Annotated in this window: 18 protein-coding genes; 9 read left to right on the top strand and 9 right to left on the bottom strand. The window is 60.8% G+C overall.

Annotated elements, in window-relative coordinates; all coding sequences use genetic code 11:
* The first annotated feature begins 9 nt into the window (after positions 1-9).
* Positions 10-2,073 carry an FAD-dependent oxidoreductase gene (locus V8J82_RS10030; RefSeq protein ID WP_339974840.1) on the top strand — a complete coding sequence of 688 codons (2,064 nt, stop codon included), beginning with the start codon at positions 10-12 and terminating at the stop codon, positions 2,071-2,073.
* Here the strand turns inward: V8J82_RS10030 and V8J82_RS10035 are convergent.
* Entirely contained in the window at positions 2,070-3,269 is a 1,200-nt protein-coding gene (locus tag V8J82_RS10035; RefSeq protein WP_339974842.1) for a cytochrome P450, read from the bottom strand. The two genes, V8J82_RS10030 and V8J82_RS10035, sit on opposite strands and share 4 nt — an antisense overlap.
* A 273-nt stretch (positions 3,270-3,542) precedes the next feature.
* Between V8J82_RS10035 and V8J82_RS10040 the strand changes: the two genes are divergently transcribed.
* Entirely contained in the window at positions 3,543-4,304 is a 762-nt protein-coding gene (locus V8J82_RS10040; protein WP_339974844.1) for a cobalamin B12-binding domain-containing protein, read from the top strand.
* Here the strand turns inward: V8J82_RS10040 and V8J82_RS10045 are convergent.
* Together V8J82_RS10045 and V8J82_RS10050 are read right to left on the bottom strand one after the other, a co-directional pair.
* On the bottom strand, positions 4,292-5,011 hold the full coding sequence (locus tag V8J82_RS10045) for a helix-turn-helix transcriptional regulator (protein WP_339974845.1): 720 nt from the start codon (positions 5,009-5,011) through the stop codon (positions 4,292-4,294). The two genes, V8J82_RS10040 and V8J82_RS10045, sit on opposite strands and share 13 nt — an antisense overlap.
* A gap of 169 nt (positions 5,012-5,180) precedes the next feature.
* The gene (locus V8J82_RS10050) at positions 5,181-5,558 is read right to left on the bottom strand and encodes a VOC family protein (RefSeq protein ID WP_339974846.1); all 378 of its coding nucleotides are present in this window, start codon (positions 5,556-5,558) and stop codon (positions 5,181-5,183) included.
* Positions 5,559-5,755: 197 nt separating this feature from the next.
* On the opposite strand from V8J82_RS10050, the gene V8J82_RS10055 reads away from it, so the two are divergent.
* On the top strand, positions 5,756-6,409 hold the full coding sequence (locus V8J82_RS10055) for a DUF6058 family natural product biosynthesis protein (protein ID WP_339974847.1): 654 nt from the start codon (positions 5,756-5,758) through the stop codon (positions 6,407-6,409).
* A gap of 24 nt (positions 6,410-6,433) precedes the next feature.
* Here V8J82_RS10055 and V8J82_RS10060 read toward each other — a convergent pair whose 3' ends face one another.
* Positions 6,434-7,006, bottom strand: coding sequence for a DUF1285 domain-containing protein (locus V8J82_RS10060; protein ID WP_339974848.1), 573 nt, complete (start codon positions 7,004-7,006; stop codon positions 6,434-6,436).
* Between the two features lie 124 nt (positions 7,007-7,130).
* Here V8J82_RS10060 and V8J82_RS10065 point away from each other — a divergent pair, with 124 nt between their 5' ends.
* The 4 genes from V8J82_RS10065 to V8J82_RS10080 are packed head-to-tail and all read left to right on the top strand — an operon-like array spanning position 7,131 to position 13,856.
* A complete protein-coding gene (locus V8J82_RS10065) occupies positions 7,131-8,138 on the top strand; it encodes an AAA family ATPase (protein ID WP_339974849.1) in 1,008 nt (335 codons plus the stop codon).
* Positions 8,135-9,025, top strand: a complete 891-nt coding sequence (locus tag V8J82_RS10070) for a DUF58 domain-containing protein (RefSeq protein ID WP_339974850.1) — start codon at positions 8,135-8,137, stop codon at positions 9,023-9,025. The genes V8J82_RS10065 and V8J82_RS10070 overlap by 4 nt, the downstream gene beginning before the upstream one ends.
* Positions 9,022-11,787 carry a DUF4159 domain-containing protein gene (locus tag V8J82_RS10075; protein ID WP_339974851.1) on the top strand — a complete coding sequence of 922 codons (2,766 nt, stop codon included), beginning with the start codon at positions 9,022-9,024 and terminating at the stop codon, positions 11,785-11,787. The genes V8J82_RS10070 and V8J82_RS10075 overlap by 4 nt, the downstream gene beginning before the upstream one ends.
* A gap of 2 nt (positions 11,788-11,789) precedes the next feature.
* Positions 11,790-13,856 carry a hypothetical protein gene (locus tag V8J82_RS10080; RefSeq protein WP_339974853.1) on the top strand — a complete coding sequence of 689 codons (2,067 nt, stop codon included), beginning with the start codon at positions 11,790-11,792 and terminating at the stop codon, positions 13,854-13,856.
* A 185-nt stretch (positions 13,857-14,041) separates the two neighbouring features.
* Here the strand turns inward: V8J82_RS10080 and V8J82_RS10085 are convergent, their stop codons facing one another.
* The 5 genes from V8J82_RS10085 to V8J82_RS10105 all read right to left on the bottom strand — a co-directional run bounded on the left by V8J82_RS10085 (position 14,042) and on the right by V8J82_RS10105 (position 16,637).
* Positions 14,042-14,455 carry an SRPBCC family protein gene (locus tag V8J82_RS10085; RefSeq protein WP_339974855.1) on the bottom strand — a complete coding sequence of 138 codons (414 nt, stop codon included), beginning with the start codon at positions 14,453-14,455 and terminating at the stop codon, positions 14,042-14,044.
* Positions 14,452-14,772 carry an ArsR/SmtB family transcription factor gene (locus V8J82_RS10090; RefSeq protein WP_339974857.1) on the bottom strand — a complete coding sequence of 107 codons (321 nt, stop codon included), beginning with the start codon at positions 14,770-14,772 and terminating at the stop codon, positions 14,452-14,454. Before V8J82_RS10090 ends, V8J82_RS10085 begins: the two co-directional genes overlap by 4 nt.
* Positions 14,769-15,194, bottom strand: a complete 426-nt coding sequence (locus tag V8J82_RS10095) for a cupin domain-containing protein (protein ID WP_339974860.1) — start codon at positions 15,192-15,194, stop codon at positions 14,769-14,771. The genes V8J82_RS10090 and V8J82_RS10095 overlap by 4 nt, the downstream gene beginning before the upstream one ends.
* Positions 15,195-15,782: 588 nt before the next feature.
* Positions 15,783-16,160 (bottom strand): hypothetical protein, encoded by a 378-nt coding sequence (locus tag V8J82_RS10100; protein ID WP_339974863.1) that lies wholly within the window; start codon positions 16,158-16,160, stop codon positions 15,783-15,785.
* A gap of 66 nt (positions 16,161-16,226) precedes the next feature.
* On the bottom strand, positions 16,227-16,637 hold the full coding sequence (locus tag V8J82_RS10105) for a CopD family protein (RefSeq protein WP_339974865.1): 411 nt from the start codon (positions 16,635-16,637) through the stop codon (positions 16,227-16,229).
* A 137-nt stretch (positions 16,638-16,774) separates the two neighbouring features.
* Here V8J82_RS10105 and V8J82_RS10110 point away from each other — a divergent pair, with 137 nt between their 5' ends.
* Both V8J82_RS10110 and V8J82_RS10115 read left to right on the top strand, forming a co-directional pair.
* On the top strand, positions 16,775-18,220 hold the full coding sequence (locus V8J82_RS10110; RefSeq protein WP_339974867.1) for an FAD-linked oxidase C-terminal domain-containing protein: 1,446 nt from the start codon (positions 16,775-16,777) through the stop codon (positions 18,218-18,220).
* A gap of 106 nt (positions 18,221-18,326) precedes the next feature.
* The gene (locus V8J82_RS10115) at positions 18,327-19,472 is read left to right on the top strand and encodes an FAD-binding protein (RefSeq protein WP_339976022.1); all 1,146 of its coding nucleotides are present in this window, start codon (positions 18,327-18,329) and stop codon (positions 19,470-19,472) included.
* Positions 19,473-19,474 lie beyond the last annotated feature (2 nt).

Genomic DNA, 19,474 nt, shown 5'->3' on the forward strand with positions numbered 1-19,474 from the left:
GGAAGCAGAATGAGTGTCACCACATCGCGAGAGGGATATGTCGGCTACGTCACGCTGACCAATCCGCCCGTCAATGCCATCGGTAAGGCGATGCGCCAGGGTTTGATGGACGCGGTACGGTGGGCCGAGGCGGAGAACCTGGACCGGGTGATCGTGACCGGCGCCGGACGCGCCTTTGCCGCAGGCGCCGATGCAAAGGAATTCGATGGTGCCGCGTTAGAGCCCTTCTTGCCGGATGTCTGCGATGCCATCGAACGCAGTTTTGTCCCGTGGATCGCTGCAATCAATGGGGTCGCGTTGGGTGGCGGTGCTGAAATTGCGCTGGCCTGCCGGATGCGCATCGCCGGACCAAAGGCGCAGATCGGTCTGCCCGAAGTGACCTTGGGCGTCATCCCAGGCGCAGGGGGCACGCAGCGGGCGATGCGGCTGTGCGGTTTGGATATTGCGTTGCGGATGATTGCTTTTGGCAAACCGCTCAGCGCGCGCGCTGCGCTTGAGGCGGGGCTGGTGCATGCCGTCGAGGAAGATCCGGTTGAGGCCGCCTTCATGGTCAACACCGAAGAGATGCAATGCGTTGTCCCGACCTGGGAATTGCCGCCGCCTGACATGGATGAGGCGGCTTTTGCCGAGATGCGCGATGCGCTTGGCAAACGGATGGCTGGTCAAGTCGCCCCCCTCCGCGCGCTCGATGTGATTCAATCTGGTCTCACACTGCCTTTCCACGAAGCCATGGCGTTGGAACGCGCGACCTTCATGGAGTTGAAGCAGGGCGATCAATCGTGCGCATTGCGGCACATGTTTTTCTCAGAACGTGCGGCAAAGCCCTCAGCGGACTTGCCCGCCGCGCCAGACCTCTCCCGCGTTGCGATTGTGGGCGGCGGCACGATGGGCACCGGGATCGCTTATGCATGCCTATCGGTTGGGTTGAACGTGGTTCTGCTGGAAAGTGACGACGAGGGCGCCGCGCGCGCACGCGGCAATATCGAAGCGCTGATCGAACAAGGGATCAAAAGGGGCCGGCTGGATCCCGATGGCGCAGAGGCATTGCGCGCGCGGTTGAACATAACAACGGATTACGCCCAGGCTGCGGAAGTCGACCTTGCCATCGAAGCGGCGTTTGAGTCGATGGAGGTGAAGGCGCAGATCTTTGCCAAACTCGACACCGCATTGGGCCCGGACGCGGTTCTGGCGACCAACACATCCTATCTGAATGTGGATGAGATTGCCGCCGCCACAAGCGATCCGTCGCGTGTTCTGGGCCTGCATTTCTTTGCGCCCGCTCACATCATGCGCCTTTTGGAGATCGTAAAAGGCGACAAGACAAGCGACCATGCTTTGGCGATGGGCTACGCCCTGGCCAAGCTGCTGAAAAAGGTGCCGGTGCTCGCGGGTGTCTGCGACGGGTTTATTGGAAACCGTATCTATACGCGTTACCGCGAGGAGGGGGATTTCCTACTGATGGATGGGGCCACCCCGTGGGAAATCGACGAGGTGATGGAAGCGTTCGGCTACGCGATGGGCCCCTATCAGGTGCAGGATCTGTCGGGCCTGGATATCGGCTACGCCAATCGGCGGCGCCAGGATGACACGTGCGATCCGAACCGCCGCTATGTCCCGATTGCCGACCGAATGGTGCAAGAGGGACGTTTGGGACGCAAATCCGGCGTTGGCTGGTATCGCTATCCCGGCGGTGGCGGCAAGGTTGTCGACCCGTTGATCGAGGATCTGATCGCGGAGGAGGCACATTTTGCGAAGGTTACCCGACGGGATATCCCGGCTGCTGAGGTGGAAGAACGGCTTCTGCTGGCGATGATCAACGAAGCCGCCGATATCCTCGACGAAGGTATCGCGCAATCGGCGCAGGATATCGATGTGGTCACAGTCTTTGGTTACGGGTTTCCGCGCTGGCGTGGCGGGTTGATGCATTATGCCGATACGCTCGGGGTCGCTCGGATCGTCGATAAAATTCGCACCCTGGAGGCGCAGGACCCGATCATTTGGAGACCCAGTCCCGTCTTGGTTGAGTGCGCCGAGCGCGGCGTATCAATAGCGGATTGGCGCAGGGCGGGTTAGCGGACGCGGATGGGCAACGCGGTATAACCTCGGAACCGCGCCAGGCCCAGCCTGGTGCGCGGGCCATCGGCGGCGAGATTCGGGAAGCGCGCAAAGAAGCGGCCCAAGGCGATCTTACCCTCCATCCGCGCCAGTGAGGCGCCCAGGCAGACATGGATACCGGTGATAAAGGCGATATGCGGGTTCGGGCGCCGTGCGATATCGAACCGGTCTGGACTATCGAACACCTCCGGGTCGCGGTTGGCGGCGGCGATTGAGGTATGGATATAGGTGCCTGCGGGAATAGTCTCACCTGAGGGTAGGTCGATATCGTCCGAGGCGAGGCGATTGCCGATCTGAAGCGGGCTCTCCATCCGCAAGCATTCCTCGACCGCGGGTCCGATCAGGCCAGGCGCGTCGAGTAGACGCTTATGTTCGCTTGGATAATCAAGAAACAGGCCCACGGAATTGCCGACCAGCGACGTTGTGGTCTCATGCCCTGCATTCAGCAGGAAAATGCAATTCTGGATCAATTCCTCCTCGGTCAGGCGACGCCCGTCATGTTCGCCGAAGATCAGCGCTTCCAACACCTCGCCTTCGCCCGCGCCATCGGGATTGCGGCGGCGGTGGTCGATCAGATCCGAAAGGATTGCGCCGAATTCTTCGACGGCGCGATTGCCCGCCGCCAAGCGGTCAGGGGGCACGACTGGGTCCAGTGCACCGAGGATTGCGATGGAGTAACCGCGCAGCTTAGCGCGGTATTCTTCGGGGACGCCCAGCATGAAGCTGATAATCTCCGTGGGCAACATCATCCCGAAATCGGCAATCAGGTCCAATTCGCCCAGATCTTCGACACGATCCAGCAGGCGATCGACGATGCCCTCGATCAGCCGCTCCATCTCGGCCAATTTGCGCGGCGTGAAGGCGCCTGCGATCAGCTTGCGGACCACGGTATGGTAGGGTGGATCGTTGAAAATCAGCGATGTGGTGTGATGGGTTTTGAGGGGGCACGCGCCGAACTTCTCTCCGAAGGCCACTTCCTTGTCCGAGGACATCTGGCGCGAGCGGTAGGTGGCAAGGCAATCATCGTGTCGCGTCAGATAGATCGATCCATCGGCGTTGCGATGCACCGGTGTTTTGCGCCTGAGTTCGGCCAAGGTCTCATAAGGGTCGTCGATGAACGCGTCATCGATTTGGTTAAGATCAAACGGGGCCACCGGCGCTCCTCCACATCGGGTGCTGCCCCCTAGGCTAGCCGATCTTGGGGGTGCCGCAAGGGCTTCCTACCACACCTGTCTAGCGTGATTGACAGGTCAGTGGGACTGACTTGATAGGTTTCAATCGCTTTTTCCATTGGAATGTAAACTAAAATTGACATGTTGGGTGTTTTGCGTTGGTATCTTTACTAATCGGCCCTGTCTGCTGGGGCTCGGGATGGGAGAGCGACCGTGACCCTGCATTCGCACCGACCAAGCCAAAGGTCAGAGACGATGGCAAGGAAAGTGCGCTCGAAACAAGCGATTGATGCCCTGGCCGAACAAGCCGTTGCCCAATTGGTCCGCTCCATCCAGCATGGTGGGCTGCCCACAGAAACGGTTGACTCGATGACGCCACCCCATGTGACCGCAATGGCTTGTGCCTTGGCGATGGACGATGAGTCAGCCGCCGAAGAATTGGTGCATGATCTGTTGGAGGCTGGGGTCAGTATAGAAGATCTCTGCGTGGATCACCTGGCACCGGCAGCGCGCGTTCTTGGCGAATGGTGGGAAGCTGACCGCGTCGCCTTCACCGATGTCAGCCATGCGGCCGGGCGCATCAGGGCGATCCTGCACAGTCTGCCTTATTCTGGTCCAGTCGCCGCTTGCGGTACCACAGGCGCCATTTTCACGGCCCCACCGACAGAGACGCACACATTGGGTGTGTCGATGGCGGCAGATCACTTTCGCCGTCTGGGGTGGGATGTCGGCTTGATCTTTGGCTCCGATATCGACGAGGTCGTCGAGAAGATTTCCAAGGATGATCGGCGTATTGTGGGTATCAGCTGTGCAGGCACCCATGCCTTGCCAAGTCTCACCGATTTGGTGGCGTCGATCCGGAAAACCTGCCCGGATCGTCGCATCATCTTGTCAGGTGCCATTACCACGGATCCGGCGATGGCATCAAAGCTGCCAGAGGTGGATGGCATCGCAAAAACCGTGTTGGGCGCAGAACAGTTATTCGAGAAGATGGTAGAGCGCGCTCAACCGGAGTGATGGGTTTCGGTGTCCTTGCGTCGTTGATCGCAGAGATATTCTGAGGCGTAGAAGGCCTTCAAAGTCTGATCGTCCTGCGGTGTATAGATTCCGAGAGATTTGGCTGCATCTATTCGATCGAGGCGAAACATTCGAAAATCGTTTCGCAATTCGCACCACGCCACAAGCGTCCAGACAGATCCCCAGAACCAAAGGCCAAGCGGGCGCACGATGCGATCGGTGGCGCGGGCTTTGTCGTCTTTGTAGGCAAGATGCAGGCGGTCCGGGCTTTTGATCGCAACTTCGACCATATCGATCATATCACGGGTTTGCGGATCCAAGGGGCGCGTTGCCCAGGCCTCGAACCTCAGACGCTCGGCTCGGGCGCGGGTGGTGTCGGGCAAGACGGCGGTGATCTTTTCCAAGGCGCTTTCGGCGCCGCGTACCATGGCAGAGCCACCCCAGGTGCGCACCATCCTGGCGCCCACGGTCAGGGCGATGATCTCTTCTTCGGTGAACATCAGCGGAGGCAGGTCGTAGCCGTCGCGCATCATGTAGCCCAGACCAGCTTCACCCTCGATGGGAACGCCAGAGGCCTGAAGATGCGCGATGTCACGATAAATCGTGCGCTCCGACACCTCCATCGCCTCGGCCAACTTGCGAGCGGTCGTCAGCTTGCCGGGTCGGAGCCGGTCGATCAGGCGGAAAAGGCGGTCAGCACGGCGCATGGGGCGTTTTACCTTTGGGGTCGGATTGAGGGAAGCGGCGATGCGGCGACGGTGGCCCACCCGACCAGCTACCGCCGCACCCCCGACCCGAGGATGCGGAGCGCGTGGTTGGTTGGAGGGCTGGGCAAAGGGGGATGGGGCTTTGCCATCCCGCTCCGTTTGAACCATGTCAGCTCTTGAACTTGAACAACCCGATCGAATTCCCGTCCAAGTCGCGCGCATAGAAAAATGCGCCCGATGGGATTTCGATATCTGGGCTTTCGACTGTACCACCGGCGGTCTCGATCCGTTCCCGTGCCGCATCCAGTTCGGTAGAGACCATCAGGTGTATGGTCGAACCACCGCGCGAGGGCGTCCCGGGATAGAGATGGCCACCAGTGCCAGGCAGATTGTCGTTGTAGGGGAAGAAAACCAGCGGGTTGGGGCCCTGATCCTCTGTGACGGTCAAGTCATGTTGCAGGACTGCGCTGTAGAATTTTCGTGCGGCCTCAAGGTCGCTAACAGCGATTTCAAACCAACAGCCAATGTTTGCGGATGCGTCGGACATGGGGGGTAAGCTCCACTTCAAGTTGCAGTGTGAGCCTCCTAGCACCCCCCTCCTGACAGCATCCTGTCAGGAGCGTTATGGCGTTGGCGCATACGCCGAAAGTCACAACCAACCTGCGTCTATATTTCGAGCTTAGTCGAAGCTTCCGTTCAGTGTCACGCGCTACAAAGGTGGTACGACATCACCGGAGTTTGCACATGCTGCTGACCTACCTCTACCAGAATTTTCTTGAGGAAGATCACTTTGCTGCTTCTGCCGGCTTCACGATCCAAGAACTGCAAGCGCTGATCAACGCAAAGGTGTTCCCGGAAGCATCCTACGTCTACTACGCAAGCGCCGAGGCGACGTCCTTTTTGGGTGAATTTCGAGACAAGCAACCATATCGCTTCCATCTTAAGGGCCACACGATTTGGTTGCACAATGTCGTTAGCCTGGGACTGAGGGACGAAAAGCATGCTCGCGACTACTTTTTCGCGCGATATAACGCAGCGCGGCAAGCCTTTGCGGGTGGCGAGCTGTATCGTCAGCTATCGCCTCTTGTCCCCGATGTGTTGAAGCGGTTCGATCAGCACCATGCTGATGCCACCTGGCAGCACTTCTTGCACGGCGTCTATGGCGTCTGCACGCGGGACGGCAGACCTGAAACGGTGTTCCAGAAACAAATTGGTGTCATGATCATAGACCATCTGATCGCTGAAGAGTCGGAGGAGAGGGACGCTACTCAGACAGCGCAACTCAAGGAGATGGTTGATTTTCTCGACATTGCTGAGTCTGACTTTGCACCCCATGAAGTGCGGCATTCCTCACGGCAGCGATGCATCATTGACGTACGCGACAGATTTTTGGCCTGAACGCACAATCGTTGGACACGGAAGCTAGCCCTCCAATTCGGCCATCGGGATCATCGCGAAGAACCGCCCGCCGGACCAGACGCCGAACATCTCCACCCCGTCGATCTCAAAGCTGTCGCCCATATCCACCAGCCGGTAGAAGCTCTTTCGGTCGATAAGCGCCTCTAGTCCCGCCCGGATATGCACATAGGGTGACGGTTCGCCATCGGCATCCCGCTCGACCCAGATTGCATGCGCGTCACCCGCAATCACGCTGTCGCCCACATTGGTGGTAAAGGTGATAAGCTGCGCGTCGCCCGTACCCGATGCCTCCAGATCCACCGCCACAAACGGCGCGTCCTCGACCCGGATTCCCACCTTTTCCACCGGCGTCACCAGGAAATACTTGCCGTCTTCCAGCTTCAGGATCGTGGAAAACAGCCGTACCAGCGGTTTTCGGCCAATCGGCGTGCCTTCATAAAACCACGTTCCGTCGCGTTTGATCTCCATATCCAGATCGCCGCAAAAGGGGGGATTCCACAGATGCACCGGCGGCAGCGCGCCTTTTTTCGAGGCATCTTGTGCCGCTTTCAGCAGCGTATCGGTGGCGGAGGTCATAGATGGGCTCCTATAGGCGGCATTGTCACGGGGATTTGTGCCAACGTGTCTTTTGCCATTTGTGGTCGGCGGAATAGGTCTGTTACCTGTCTGAGTGTATTTAACGTCTTCCCGGAGCTTTGCCATGGCTGACCTCGCCCCCCCCGTTGCCCAGATCGAAGCGCTTGGCGCCAAATTGGGGGATGCCAAGACGTCCATCGCCAAACAGATCATTGGGCAGGAGGATGTCGTTGATCTGAGCTTGGCGGCGATGCTGTCTGGGGGGCACGCCCTGCTGATGGGGTTACCGGGGCTGGGCAAGACGCTGTTGGTGGACACATTGTCGACTGTGATGGGTTTGTCGGCCAACCGTGTGCAATTCACGCCTGACCTGATGCCTGCCGATATCCTCGGCTCGGAGGTCTTGGAAACCACCGATGACGGTGCCCGGTCATTCCGGTTCCTAGAAGGCCCGGTCTTTTGCCAGCTGTTGATGGCCGATGAGATCAACCGCGCCTCACCTCGGACGCAATCGGCGTTGTTGCAGGCGATGCAGGAGCATGAGGTGACCATCGCAGGGGAGGCGCGTCGATTGCCTGCACCCTTCCACGTGCTGGCCACGCAAAACCCTATCGAGCAGGAGGGGACGTATCCATTGCCCGAGGCGCAGCTTGACCGCTTTTTGGTGAAGATCGATGTGCCCTATCCCGACCGCGAGACCGAACGCGGTATTCTGATCGCCACTACAGGGACTGCAGCGGAACGCTCAACTGAAGTCTTCACGCCCGAGGAACTGATCGAGGCGCAAGCCATCGTGCGGCAGATGCCGGTGGGGGAGGCCGTCGTAGAGCTGATCCTCGACCTTGTACGCGCCTGTCGCCCGGGAGAGGCTGAGGCCATGGACAAGGTGAAATCCACCGTCGCTTGGGGTCCGGGGCCGCGCGCGGCGCAGGCGCTGATGTTGACGGCTCGGGCGCGTGCGTTGTTGGATGGTCGCCTGGCCCCGTCTGCGGATGATGTCGCGGCGCTGGCACGTCCGGTGCTCAGCCATCGTATGGCGCTGACCTTCGCAGCAAGGGCCGAAGGGGCCGTATTGGAGCAGGTGATCGATGAAGTCACCGCCAGCGTCACCCGGATCGAGGCGGCCGCTTGACCGAAACTGCTCTGCATACGCCCGATTCCCTTAGATCCAGATCCGAGGCTGTCGCCGCCGCATTACCGCCACTGATGGCCGATGCGCAGCATTTGGCCGCGACGGTTTTGTTGGGGGTTCATGGCCGCAAACGCGCGGGGACGGGGGATGAGTTTTGGCAATATCGGCCAGCGGAGCCCGGCGACAGCTACCGCGCGATTGATTGGCGCCGCTCCGCCCGGTCCGACGGCCATTTCCTGCGTCAGACCGAATGGCAGGCCGCGCAATCGGTGATGTTGGGGGTCGATGACGCGGCCTCCATGACGTTCACAGGCCACGCCTCGCGGCCCTCCAAATTGCGCCGGGCTCAGACGCTGGCCATGGCGCTGGCGATCATCGCAATCCGCGGTGGGGAGCGTGTGGGGCTGACCCATCTGGCCGAACCGCCGCGCGGTGGACAGGCGCAACTAATGCGATTGGCCGCGGCGCTGATGGATGGAGTGGATCGCCCCGAATATGGGGAGCCCAAACCGCAAGTGATGCCCTCAGGCGGGCGCGCGGTGTTTTTCAGCGATTTCCTGGGCGATCCCAGTGCAATCGAACAGGTGCTTGGCCGCGCCGCCGATCGCGGGGTGAAGGGGGCCCTGGTGCAGATCCTCGACCCCGATGAAGAGGTGTTTCCTTTTGACGGGCGCACATTGTTTGAATCGATGTCCGGTGCGATCCGTTTTGAAACCCTTAAGGCCAAGGCCCTGCGGGAGGAATATCTGGCCCGTCTCGCCGCTCGCAAAGATGCGTTAAGCGCCATGGCTCGGCGCACGGGCTGGCGCTTTCATGTCCATCATACGGACAGCCCGGCGGAACCGACGTTGCTGTGGCTGTATCAGGCATTGGAGCGTCAGGGATGATTGGCAATCTGGCATTCGCGACACCTTTGTTGCTGCTGGCGCTGGTCGCTTTGCCGATCCTCTGGTGGTTGCTGCGCGCGGTGCCGCCTGCGCCGATCCGGCGACGGTTTCCCGGGATCGCGCTGCTGCTTGGGCTCAGCGATGATGAAAGCCAAACCGACAAGACACCCTGGTGGCTGCTGCTGCTGCGAATCCTCGCCGTCGCCGCCGCGATTGTCGGGTTCGCAGGCCCTGTCTTGAACCCGCAGGAAGACCGCGTTGCGGGGGACGGCCCGCTTTTGGTGCTTATGGACAGCTCATGGGCATCGGCGCGGGATTGGCAATCACGCCTGGATCGCGCTGAACGGGTGATCAACGACGCGGGCTTTGCCGGTCGCGAGGTGGCTTTGGTGCAATTGACCGATCTGCCCGCCGGCGATGTGGCCTTTCAAACCGCCAATGCCTGGGCGCCACGGGTCCAATCGCTACAGCCTGCCGCCTTCGCGCCGGATATGACTGCGGTGGCGGACTGGGCCGAGACGTTGGAGGGGCCGCTCGAAATCTTCTGGTTTTCCGACGGCATCAACCATGCCGGGCGCGCTGATCTGACCGCTGCATTGCAACGGCTCGGCTCTGTCGCGGTGTTCCAAGGCAACCGCGATCTGATCGCACTGACCCCACCGCGGTTTGAGGATGGTGCCATCCGTGCCGATCTGACCCGCCTGGGCGCCATGACGCCGCGCGATGTGACTGTGATCGCCCATGGTCTCGATCCGGCCGGGATCTCCCGCGATCTGGCGCGCAACAGCGCCAGTTTTGAGCCGGGCGCCATGGTCGCCCAAGTCGAATTCGACCTGCCCCCGGAATTGCGCAACCGGATCACCCGGTTTGAGCTGTCGGGTGAAAGGCACGCAGGCGCTGTGGCGCTGACCGATGATGCGTTGCAACGGCGACAAGTGGCGCTGATCGCGGGCGGGGCCGAGGACGAGCAGCAGGCTTTGCTGTCCCCGCTGCACTACCTGCGCCAAGCGTTGGAGCCGACTGCCGATCTGATGGAAGGCGCGCTGTCCGATGTCCTGCTGGCCAGCCCCGATGTGATCATCCTCGCCGACGTTGCGACGCTGGCCGAAGAAGAAGAGACGGGTCTGATCGAATGGGTCGAAAATGGCGGGCTACTGGTCCGGTTCGCGGGAACGCGCCTTGCCGGGTCCGACGTTGCACGCGACGAAGCCGGGCCTCTGATGCCTGTCCGCTTGCGTGCAGGTGGCCGCACGGTTGGCGGCGCGATGTCCTGGGGGGAACCCAAACAGCTGCGCCAGTTCGAAGAAGGGTCGCCGTTCTTCGGCCTGGGTATCCCCAGCGATGTGGAGGTGACAAGCCAGGTTATGGCGCAGCCGGACCCGACCTTGGGCGAGCGTACCATCGCCTCGCTGACCGATGGTACGCCTTTGGTGACGCGCGCGTCGGTCGGGCAGGGCTCGGTCGTGTTGTTCCATGTCACTGCCAATGCGGAATGGTCTACGCTGCCGCTGTCGGGTCTGTTTGTTCAGATGTTGGAGCGTCTGGCGATCTCCACTCGTCCTGTCGCCCCCGAGGCCGAGGATTTGGAGGGCACGATCTGGACGCCCGAACAGGTGCTCGACGGCTATGGCACCTTGCGCGATGCGGGTACACGACCGGGCGTCACTGGCGAGGATCTGGCCGATGCGCCGTTGTCCGCCGATCTGCTGCCTGGCCTCTATGCCGGTGAAGATCGCCGCTTGGCGCGCAACGTCTTGGCGCGCGATGCGACTTTGGCCCCCGCGGCATGGCCTGCCGATATCCCGGTTGAGGGGATGGCGGTGGTCGAGCCCACCGACTTGATGGCTGCTTTCCTGACCGGCGCACTAATCCTTCTGCTGGTGGATGCGATTGCTGCCCTTTGGCTTGGCGGGCGTCTTGGCGGTCTTGCACGCGGCGCAGCCTTGTTCGCCGTTGCCTCGCTGGCCGCACCACAAGCGGCCGATGCTCAGGCGCTGAGCGTTGAGGAAGAACTGGCGCTTTTGGCCACATCCGAGGCGACGCTCGCTTATGTCCTAACCGGCGATGCGGAGGTTGACGAAACCTCGCGCGCAGGTTTGCAGGGGCTGTCGAACACGCTCTATCAACGCACCTCCGTCGAACCGGCCCCGCCCATCGGTGTGGACCTGGAGATCAATGAGCTGGCGTTTTTCCCGATGATCTATTGGCCGATCACTCCGAACCAGCAGATCCCATCAGCGGCTGCCTATCGGCGACTGAATGATTACCTGCGCGGTGGCGGTATGATCGTGTTTGACACGCGTGATGCGCATGTCGGTCGCTTTGGGTCGGGCACGCCGGAGGGGCGACGTCTGCAGGTGATTGCGGCGCCGCTGGATATCCCGCCGCTTGAACCCGTGCCGGCGGATCATGTCCTGACGCGGACATTTTACCTGCTGCAGAACTTTCCGGGTCGCCATAACAGCCCCGATGTTTGGGTCGAAGCGGCGCCCGCCGATGCCGAACAGATCGAAGGCATGCCGTTCCGCAACCTCAATGATGGCGTTACGCCCATCCTGATCGGCGGAAACGATTGGGCAGCGGCTTGGGCACAGGATGCCAACGGGCGCCCCCTGTTCCCCGTGGGCCGCGGCTCGACCGGCGAACAGCAGCGCGAGATTGCGCTGCGTTTCGGCGTGAATCTTGTGATGCATGTGCTCAGCGGAAACTATAAATCCGATCAGGTCCACGTGCCCGCATTGCTGGATCGATTGGGGCAATAGAGATGGCGAACCAGATCCTTTTCGATCCACAACTAGCGTGGCCTGTGATCTACGCACTTGCGGCGGCGGTACTGCTGATCACCGCGTTGGCCATTTGGCGCGGCCTGTCGGGCTGGCCCTATCGGCTGCTGGCCGGGGCTGCCCTGTTGGCGGCGCTGATCAACCCCTCGCTGCAAGCCGAAGATCGCGATCCGCTAACAGACATCGTGTTGGTTGTCGTCGACGAAAGCGCCAGTCAGCGCATCTCCGATCGGCCCGAGCAAAGCGCCGAAGCGCTGGCCGAGTTAGAGGCTGAGATCGAGGGCTTGGGGATGGAGCCGCGCGTGTCACGCGTTGGCGATGCGGAGGATAACTCCGGCACGCTTCTAATGGCCGAATTGCAGCGCCTGATGGCTGAAGAGCCGCGTGCGCGCATCGCGGGCGCTCTGTTTGTCACCGATGGGCGTCTGCACGATGCGCAGCTTGTGCCCGACATGCCTGCGCCGATCCACGCACTGATCACCGGGCGCGAGTCCGATTGGGACCGCCGCCTTGTCATCGAAACCGCCCCCGCATTTGCCATTATCGGCGAAGAGGTGATGCTGACCCTGCGCATCGAAGACCAAGGTGCAATCCCTGACGGCCTCGGCGGTCGGTCCGAGATTGTCATCTCCGTTGATGGCGGTGACCCGCAAAGCTATCAGGTGCCGGTGGGCGAAAGCCTGGAACTGCCGCTGACGCTGGAACATGCGGGCCAGAACGTGATCCAGTTCACTGTGCCCGAGGCCGAGGGGGAACTGACCAATCGTAACAACGCTGCCGTGGTGCAGATTAACGGTATCCGCGATCGATTGCGCGTGCTGCTCGTCTCGGGCGAGCCGCATCCGGGCCAGCGCACCTGGCGCAACCTGCTGAAATCCGACCCGTCAGTCGACCTTGTCCATTTCACGATTCTGCGCCCGCCCGACCGCCAAGATGGTGTGCCGGTCAGCGAGTTAAGCCTCATCGCCTTTCCGACGCGCGAATTATTCATGGAGGCCGTGGACGAGTTCGACCTGATCATTTTTGACCGCTATCAACGCCGCGGTATCCTGCCGATGATCTATATCGACAATATCCGCCGCTATGTGGAAGACGGCGGCGCGCTGCTTCTGGCTGCCGGGCCCGATTTCGCGGGCGCCTCATCGCTCTACCGTACACCGCTCTCCGAAATCCTGCCGGGCCGTCCAACGGCCCGCGTGATCGAAGAGCCCTATCTGCCGGTCATCTCAGACCTCGGCGCGCGGCACCCGGTGACGACGGGGCTTGAACTGGAACACACGCCCGCTCCAGGCAGTGACGATCCTTGGGGCCGATGGTATCGCCAGATCGAGCTGACTGAACAGCGCGGACAAACTGTGATGCAGGGTGCGAATGAGGCACCGCTTTTGATGCTGGACCGGGTCGGCGAAGGTCGTGTGGCGCTGTTGGCCTCGGACCATGCCTGGCTTTGGGATCGTGGCTATGAGGGCGGCGGGCCTCAGCTGGAATTGCTACGGCGCCTGGCCCATTGGATGATGGGCGAACCGGATCTGGAAGAAGAGGCCCTCATGGCCGATGTCGATGGCCAGAGGATCTTCATCACCCGCCGGACCCTGTCCGACGAGGTCGGCGCCGTGACAATCACCGCGCCCGATGGCACCGAATTCGACGTCCCGCTGGAAGAGACCGAACCGGGTGCGTTCACCGCCGAGGTCGAAGGGCCTGAGCAGGGTCTCTATCGGCTGCGCGAGGGCGAGTTCGAGCGCGTCATCGCCCTTGGCCCTGCCGCGCCGCGCGAGTTCGAGGTGACGATTGCCGGCGGTGAGCGGTTCGAGGGTTTGGCCGATGCAACCGGCGGCGCCGTCTTCCGCCTGGAGGATGGCTTGCCCGATGTTCGCCGCGTCTCTGAAGGGCGCACCGCCCATGGCCGCAACTGGCTCGGTCTGACCGCTCGCGATGCGTATCTGACAACCGACGTGACGGTCACGCCGCTGATCTCGGCTTGGCTGTTCCTTCTGATCGCCGGTGGGCTGATGCTAGCCGGGTGGCTGCGCGAAGGGCGACGCTAGATCAGGGGTTAGGCTGGAGGTCTTGAGGTCATATCCATCCCGCCCGAGTTGAGAATGAGCCGGCACCAACGTTTGCCTTGAAGCAAAAACTACAGAATGCTGCGCGTTTCGCGAATATCTGCCTCTGCATCACCACAGAAGGACCGACCCCGCCATATGCACAGGCGGAGCCGGTCCGCGTGTAGTTAGGTGTTGTGAAGGGACGCCCGCATGCTGGCCAAATGCTCGTCCCATCCCCCATCCAGGGATAGCGCAAGTCCAAAGGCGTCCTCTCCTTGCGGCAGACCCTCGTGACGCAAAGACAGTTTCGTGCCCCCTGCGACCTCTTCCAACGACCATTTCACTGTGCTTGATTGTCCCGCCATCGGCGTGACCGAGAACGTATATTCGAGGCGCGTGAATGGTTCGGCGACCAAGACTTCCCCCCAGATGAGCCTGTCGCCGCTTTCCGTCCCGAACATTTCGTATGCACCGTCGGTTAACGGAGCGCTTGGTTTGTGAAACCAGATCGCCAGCTTTTCGGGGTCGGTCAGGTATTCCCAAACCTTCGCAGGTGTCGCTCTGAGATAGATCGTTTTGGTTATGACGGTTTCGGTCATTGCATGTCCTTCTCAATTTCGGATTTCAACGTGTCGAGGCGCTCATCCCAGAACGCGTCGAAGTAACTGAACCAATCGAACACGCGTCTCAGGCCGTCTGGATTCAATGCGTTCACTCGCGATCTGCCGCTGACTTGAACGGTAATCAATCCGCCGTCGCTTAAGATCGAAAGGTGTTTCTTGACGGCAGCTCGGGTCATATCGAAATTTTCGGCGACCTCAGCGATTGTCATCTCGTTCGCTGCAAGCAGGCGAAGGATGTTTCTGCGCGTCGGGTCGGCGAGGGCGCGAAATCCCATTTGTTCCGATCCGGTCATGGTGTCACCGGCAGAAAATCGAAAGCGCCGTCCTGATAGAGATATGCGATGCAGGGTATTTCGGAAACGCAGGCAGAAATATGGGCGGTACCTGCGGCGATGCTGTAGAAGGATCCTGGCCCTATTCTGCGAGCGGTTTCAGACGCGTCGCCGCTGCGATAATGGATCATTTCGCCTTCCAGCATGACACCAAACATATTCGCTGTCTTCACATGCGGCGGACTGACGGTTCCTGCGGGCAGGCGAACCAACGCTTGGTAGGGTTCAACGAAGCGATCACCTTGCAGCGCCGCGAATGCGACACCTTCGGGTGTCGTTTGCCATTCGAAGTCACTTGATCCGAGCAGACGTATTGGCTCGGGCGAGGCGGGGGTGGTCACGGCCAGCAGCAAGATCACTGACGATCTGAGCAATAGTTTCATGGCTCCCTCATAAATAATACCTATTGGTATCATTAAATATGAAACCATTTGGTATCATGTCAAGTCAATTTTGCCTCCGCCTGATGTGGAATTCAAAAAGTGACCATTCCCATCATGTATTGAGAAGCAGCGTTCCCGCGCAGCGGGCCATGGATCAGACATGCGTGATTTTTAGGTCCGGAACGTCTGAAAAGACGATCAGGCCAAAAGGCTAACTTCGGGCTAAGCTGATCGACGTTTCACATTCGTGCCGGCGGGCGTCCGACGAAAAAGCGGCGAGCGCTGTCCCCCGCGCCCGCCGCTTCGACCCACACCAAAGGCATAGGCCCGCTCCGTGAGTGACCCCCGTCGCGATGCTTCTAGCGGCCTGTTCTGACTCGCGGAAAAGCCCAACGGAGCAAAGCCCGCACCCCCTCGCGCTCAGCCGCTTGGAACGATGTCCGGCGACGGCGCGGGAAGTAGGTGCTGACTTCGCGCTTGGATGCGGCAGGAGCTATGGTCAAACGAGGGGAAGAAACAGCCCATTTGCGTCACAATTGATGCACTTTGCGGCCTGTATGCTTGTGACGTTACGTCGTTTGTTGCCGGTTACCCGTCATCTGACAGCGGAAACGGTCCAAACGTGTCTTCGGCATAGCCTTCAATATTGGTGGAGGCGCGGATCATGACCTCGGTCACGCCATCGGGAATCGCAACACCACTGACCGAACGGGTGAAGGGTTGCTCATCGACATGGGGATGCGCCAGGGGCCGTTCACCGTAGATCGTGCCGTCCGCGCCCTCAATCCGCCAGCCATCTGCATAATCGTCCCAACCGGCATCGGCATGGGCGATGGTCACCGAAAAGCGCCATGTGTCGCCAGCGGAGGTGGCCTCAACATCGAGCACCTCCGCCGGATCGGCGAGAAGCAGAGAAGGAGCGATCAGGGCGGGGCCAAGCAGGGTGGCAAGACGGATCGATGTCATGGCGCGACTATACGCACAGCTTATTCTCTGTTTCGATCATAAGTGTGTGAGATCGCGACGCTGGGCTTAGAACGGCTTGTAGACCACCAGAATCAGAGCGCCGATGGCCCCTAGGACGCTGATTTCGTTATAGACGCGCAGCCACCGGTCGCTGTGTTCGAAAATGCCCCTCCGCGCGCGCAGAATCAGGCGGCCGGTCCAGCCATAATGGATCGCCAGCAGGGCCACGACCGCCAGTTTGGCATGGGTCCAGGGGGGGAAGCCCCAAAGATAGGCCAGGTAGATCCCGCTGAGAATCGCGATCACGCCCAGGCCGAGCGAGAACCGGTAAATTCGAACGGTCAGATCGCCGGTCGGGCCAAACTCACCCAATCGGTCCCATTCCCGGTGCCAAAAGATCAGGGCGCGCGGCGCGGCAAAAATACCGGTCATCCACCCCAAAACGCATAATAGATGCAGGACCTTGACCCATTCCATGACGCGGACCATGGGCGCGATTGTATCCGGCTGCAAGCTGCGACCTTGCGGCGCGCGGAAATCATTTGCGTGACCTTTGAAATTGGTTATGTTATTTTACCAATTAGTGGATATGCGGAAATTTGGGAGGATACGCAATGGAAATGCCAACACCCGATGCCAGCGTTCTGGCGCGCAAGGCCCGGATCATTGAGCGCCTGTCCGAGGTGCTTCCAACAGATGCCGTCATCCACGCCGAGGAAGAGACGCGCGCCTATGAATGTGATGCGCTCACCGCCTATAAATGTCCGCCATTGGCAGTGATTCTGCCCAGGGACACCGCTCAGGTCGCCGCGGCACTAAAGATTTGCCACGAAGAGGGTGTGCCGGTGGTCCCGCGCGGCTCTGGCACCTCGCTGGCCGGAGGGGCTTTGCCCACCGCCGATAGCGTCATCCTTGGCGTGGCGCGGATGAGTGACGTGCTGGAGACGGATTACGACAATCGTGTCATTCGTGTGCAGACCGGGCGCACCAATCTGAGCGTCACCGGCGCGGTAGAAGCCGAGGATTTCTTCTACGCACCCGACCCATCCAGCCAACTGGCCTGTGCCATTGCGGGCAATATCGCGATGAATTCCGGCGGCGCCCATTGCCTCAAATACGGTGTCACGACCAACAACCTGCTTGGGGTCACCATGGTGAGCATGGAGGGTGAGGTGATGGAGATCGGCGGTGCGCATCTCGATAGCGGTGGCTATGACCTGTTGGGTCTGATCTGCGGCAGCGAGGGGCAGTTGGGTGTGGTGACGGAGGCGACGCTGCGGATCTTGCGCAAGCCCGAAGGCGCGCGGCCCGTGCTAATGGGCTTTGACAGCAACGAAGTGGCGGGCGCCTGCGTAAGCGACATCATCAAGGCGGGTGTTCTGCCCGTCGCCATCGAATTCATGGACCGTCCGATCCTGGAGATCTGCGAAAACTACGCCAAGGCAGGTTACCCCGATTGTGAGGCGCTTCTGATTGTAGAGGTCGAAGGATCCGAAGCGGAAATCGATGCTCAGCTTGGTCTGATCAAACAAATTGCCCGCAGTCACAACCCGGTGGAATTGCGCGAGGCGGAAACCGCCGAAGAGGCGGGTCGCATTTGGCTGGGTCGCAAATCGGCCTTCGGAGCGGTCGGGCAGGTGGCCGATTACATGTGTCTGGACGGCACGATTCCGGTCAGCGAACTGCCGAGGGTGCTTAAGGGGATCGAGGAGATCTCGGCCAGATACGGGCTTAAGGTCGGCAACGTTTTCCATGCGGGCGACGGAAACATGCACCCGCTGATCATGTTCGATGCCAACAAGCCCGGAGACCTCGAACTCTGCGAGCAATGCGGTGCCGATATCCTGCGGCTCTGCGTTGAGGTGGGCGGTTGCCTGACCGGCGAACATGGTGTGGGCGTCGAAAAGCGCGATCTGATGGGCGCGCAATTCACCGATGCTGATATCGATGCGCAGATGAAGGTGAAGGACGTATTTGACCCGAAATGGCTGCTGAATCCTGCGAAGGTTTTTCCGCTGGAGGCATCTTTGAACCGGCGTCATCGCGATGCCGCTGCCTGACGACACAGATCAATGGGGCCCGTCCCGATGAGACCAAAAAAGGGGGCTGTCGCCCCCTTTAGAACCCCCGAGAGTTTTTTGCCAAGATGAAGGAGCGGGCGCGATGATCAGCCCTGCCACAGAAGCGGAGTTGAGTGCCGCAATTGCAGAGGCGAAAGGCGCCTTGAAGATTGTGGGTGGCGGCACACGCGCCGTCGGCGCCGTAGATGGCGCAGCACAGGTGGTTTCGACGGCCGCGATGACAGGCGTCGAACTCTATGATCCCGGCGCGCTGACGCTGGTGGTGCGTGCGGGTACACCCTTGGCAGAGGTTCAGGCATTGCTCGCCACGGAAGGTCAGATGTTGCCGTTCGAACCCGTTGATCTGAGCATGCTGATGGGCCGGACGGGCGCTTCGACCATTGGCGGCGTCGTGGCCGCCAATGCCTCGGGTCCACGTCGGGTCCAGGCGGGTGCATGCCGCGACGCCCTGATCGGCGTAAGGTTTGTCGATGGGTCTGGTATTGTTGTGAAAAATGGTGGCCGGGTGATGAAGAACGTCACCGGCTATGATCTGGTGAAGCTGATGGCAGGCTCTTGGGGGACGTTGGGCGTTCTCAGCGAAGTGGCCTTCAAGGTGCTGCCGAAGTTGAACGGGGCGACGCTGGCGGTGCGCGGGGTGGATCCTGATGTTGCTTTGGCTGCGATGACGCGTGCGATCGGCTCGCCCTATGACGTGACGGGCGCGGCTTCTGTCCCAGGCGAGGCAGCCTTTTTACGGGTTGAGGGGTTGGAGACATCGGTCGCCTATCGGGTTGGACAGTTGAAGGATCTGTTGGGCGATCTGGGTGACGTCGACGTGTTAGACGACCCAGAGGCATCGGCGCAGTTGTGGCGTCGGATCGGCGAGGTGCGCGATTTCGCAGACGGCTCTACCGCGATTTGGCGGGTGTCGATGAAGCCGTCGGATTTGGTGGAGCATCTTTTGCCCGACGCGGTGCTGGACGGTGCGGAGTATCGATTGGATTGGGCAGGCGGATTGGCCTGGATCCGTGTGAATGCAGCGGATGGCGTGGTCGAGCGCCAGCGCGCGCTCCAGGCAAAGGTGGCGCGTTTGGGTGGGCACGCGACACTGTTCAAAGCCCCTGCCGAGGTTTTGGCCCAGGTTTCCGCGTTTCAACCCGAGGCCAACGGCGTCGCCGCCCTGTCGCGCGGGTTGCGGCAGAAATTTGACCCGCGGGGCATTCTGAACTCCGGCCTGATGGGAGCCTAGAA

This window comes from Gymnodinialimonas mytili, from assembly GCF_037544085.1.
GTDB classification, from domain to species: domain Bacteria; phylum Pseudomonadota; class Alphaproteobacteria; order Rhodobacterales; family Rhodobacteraceae; genus Gymnodinialimonas; species Gymnodinialimonas mytili.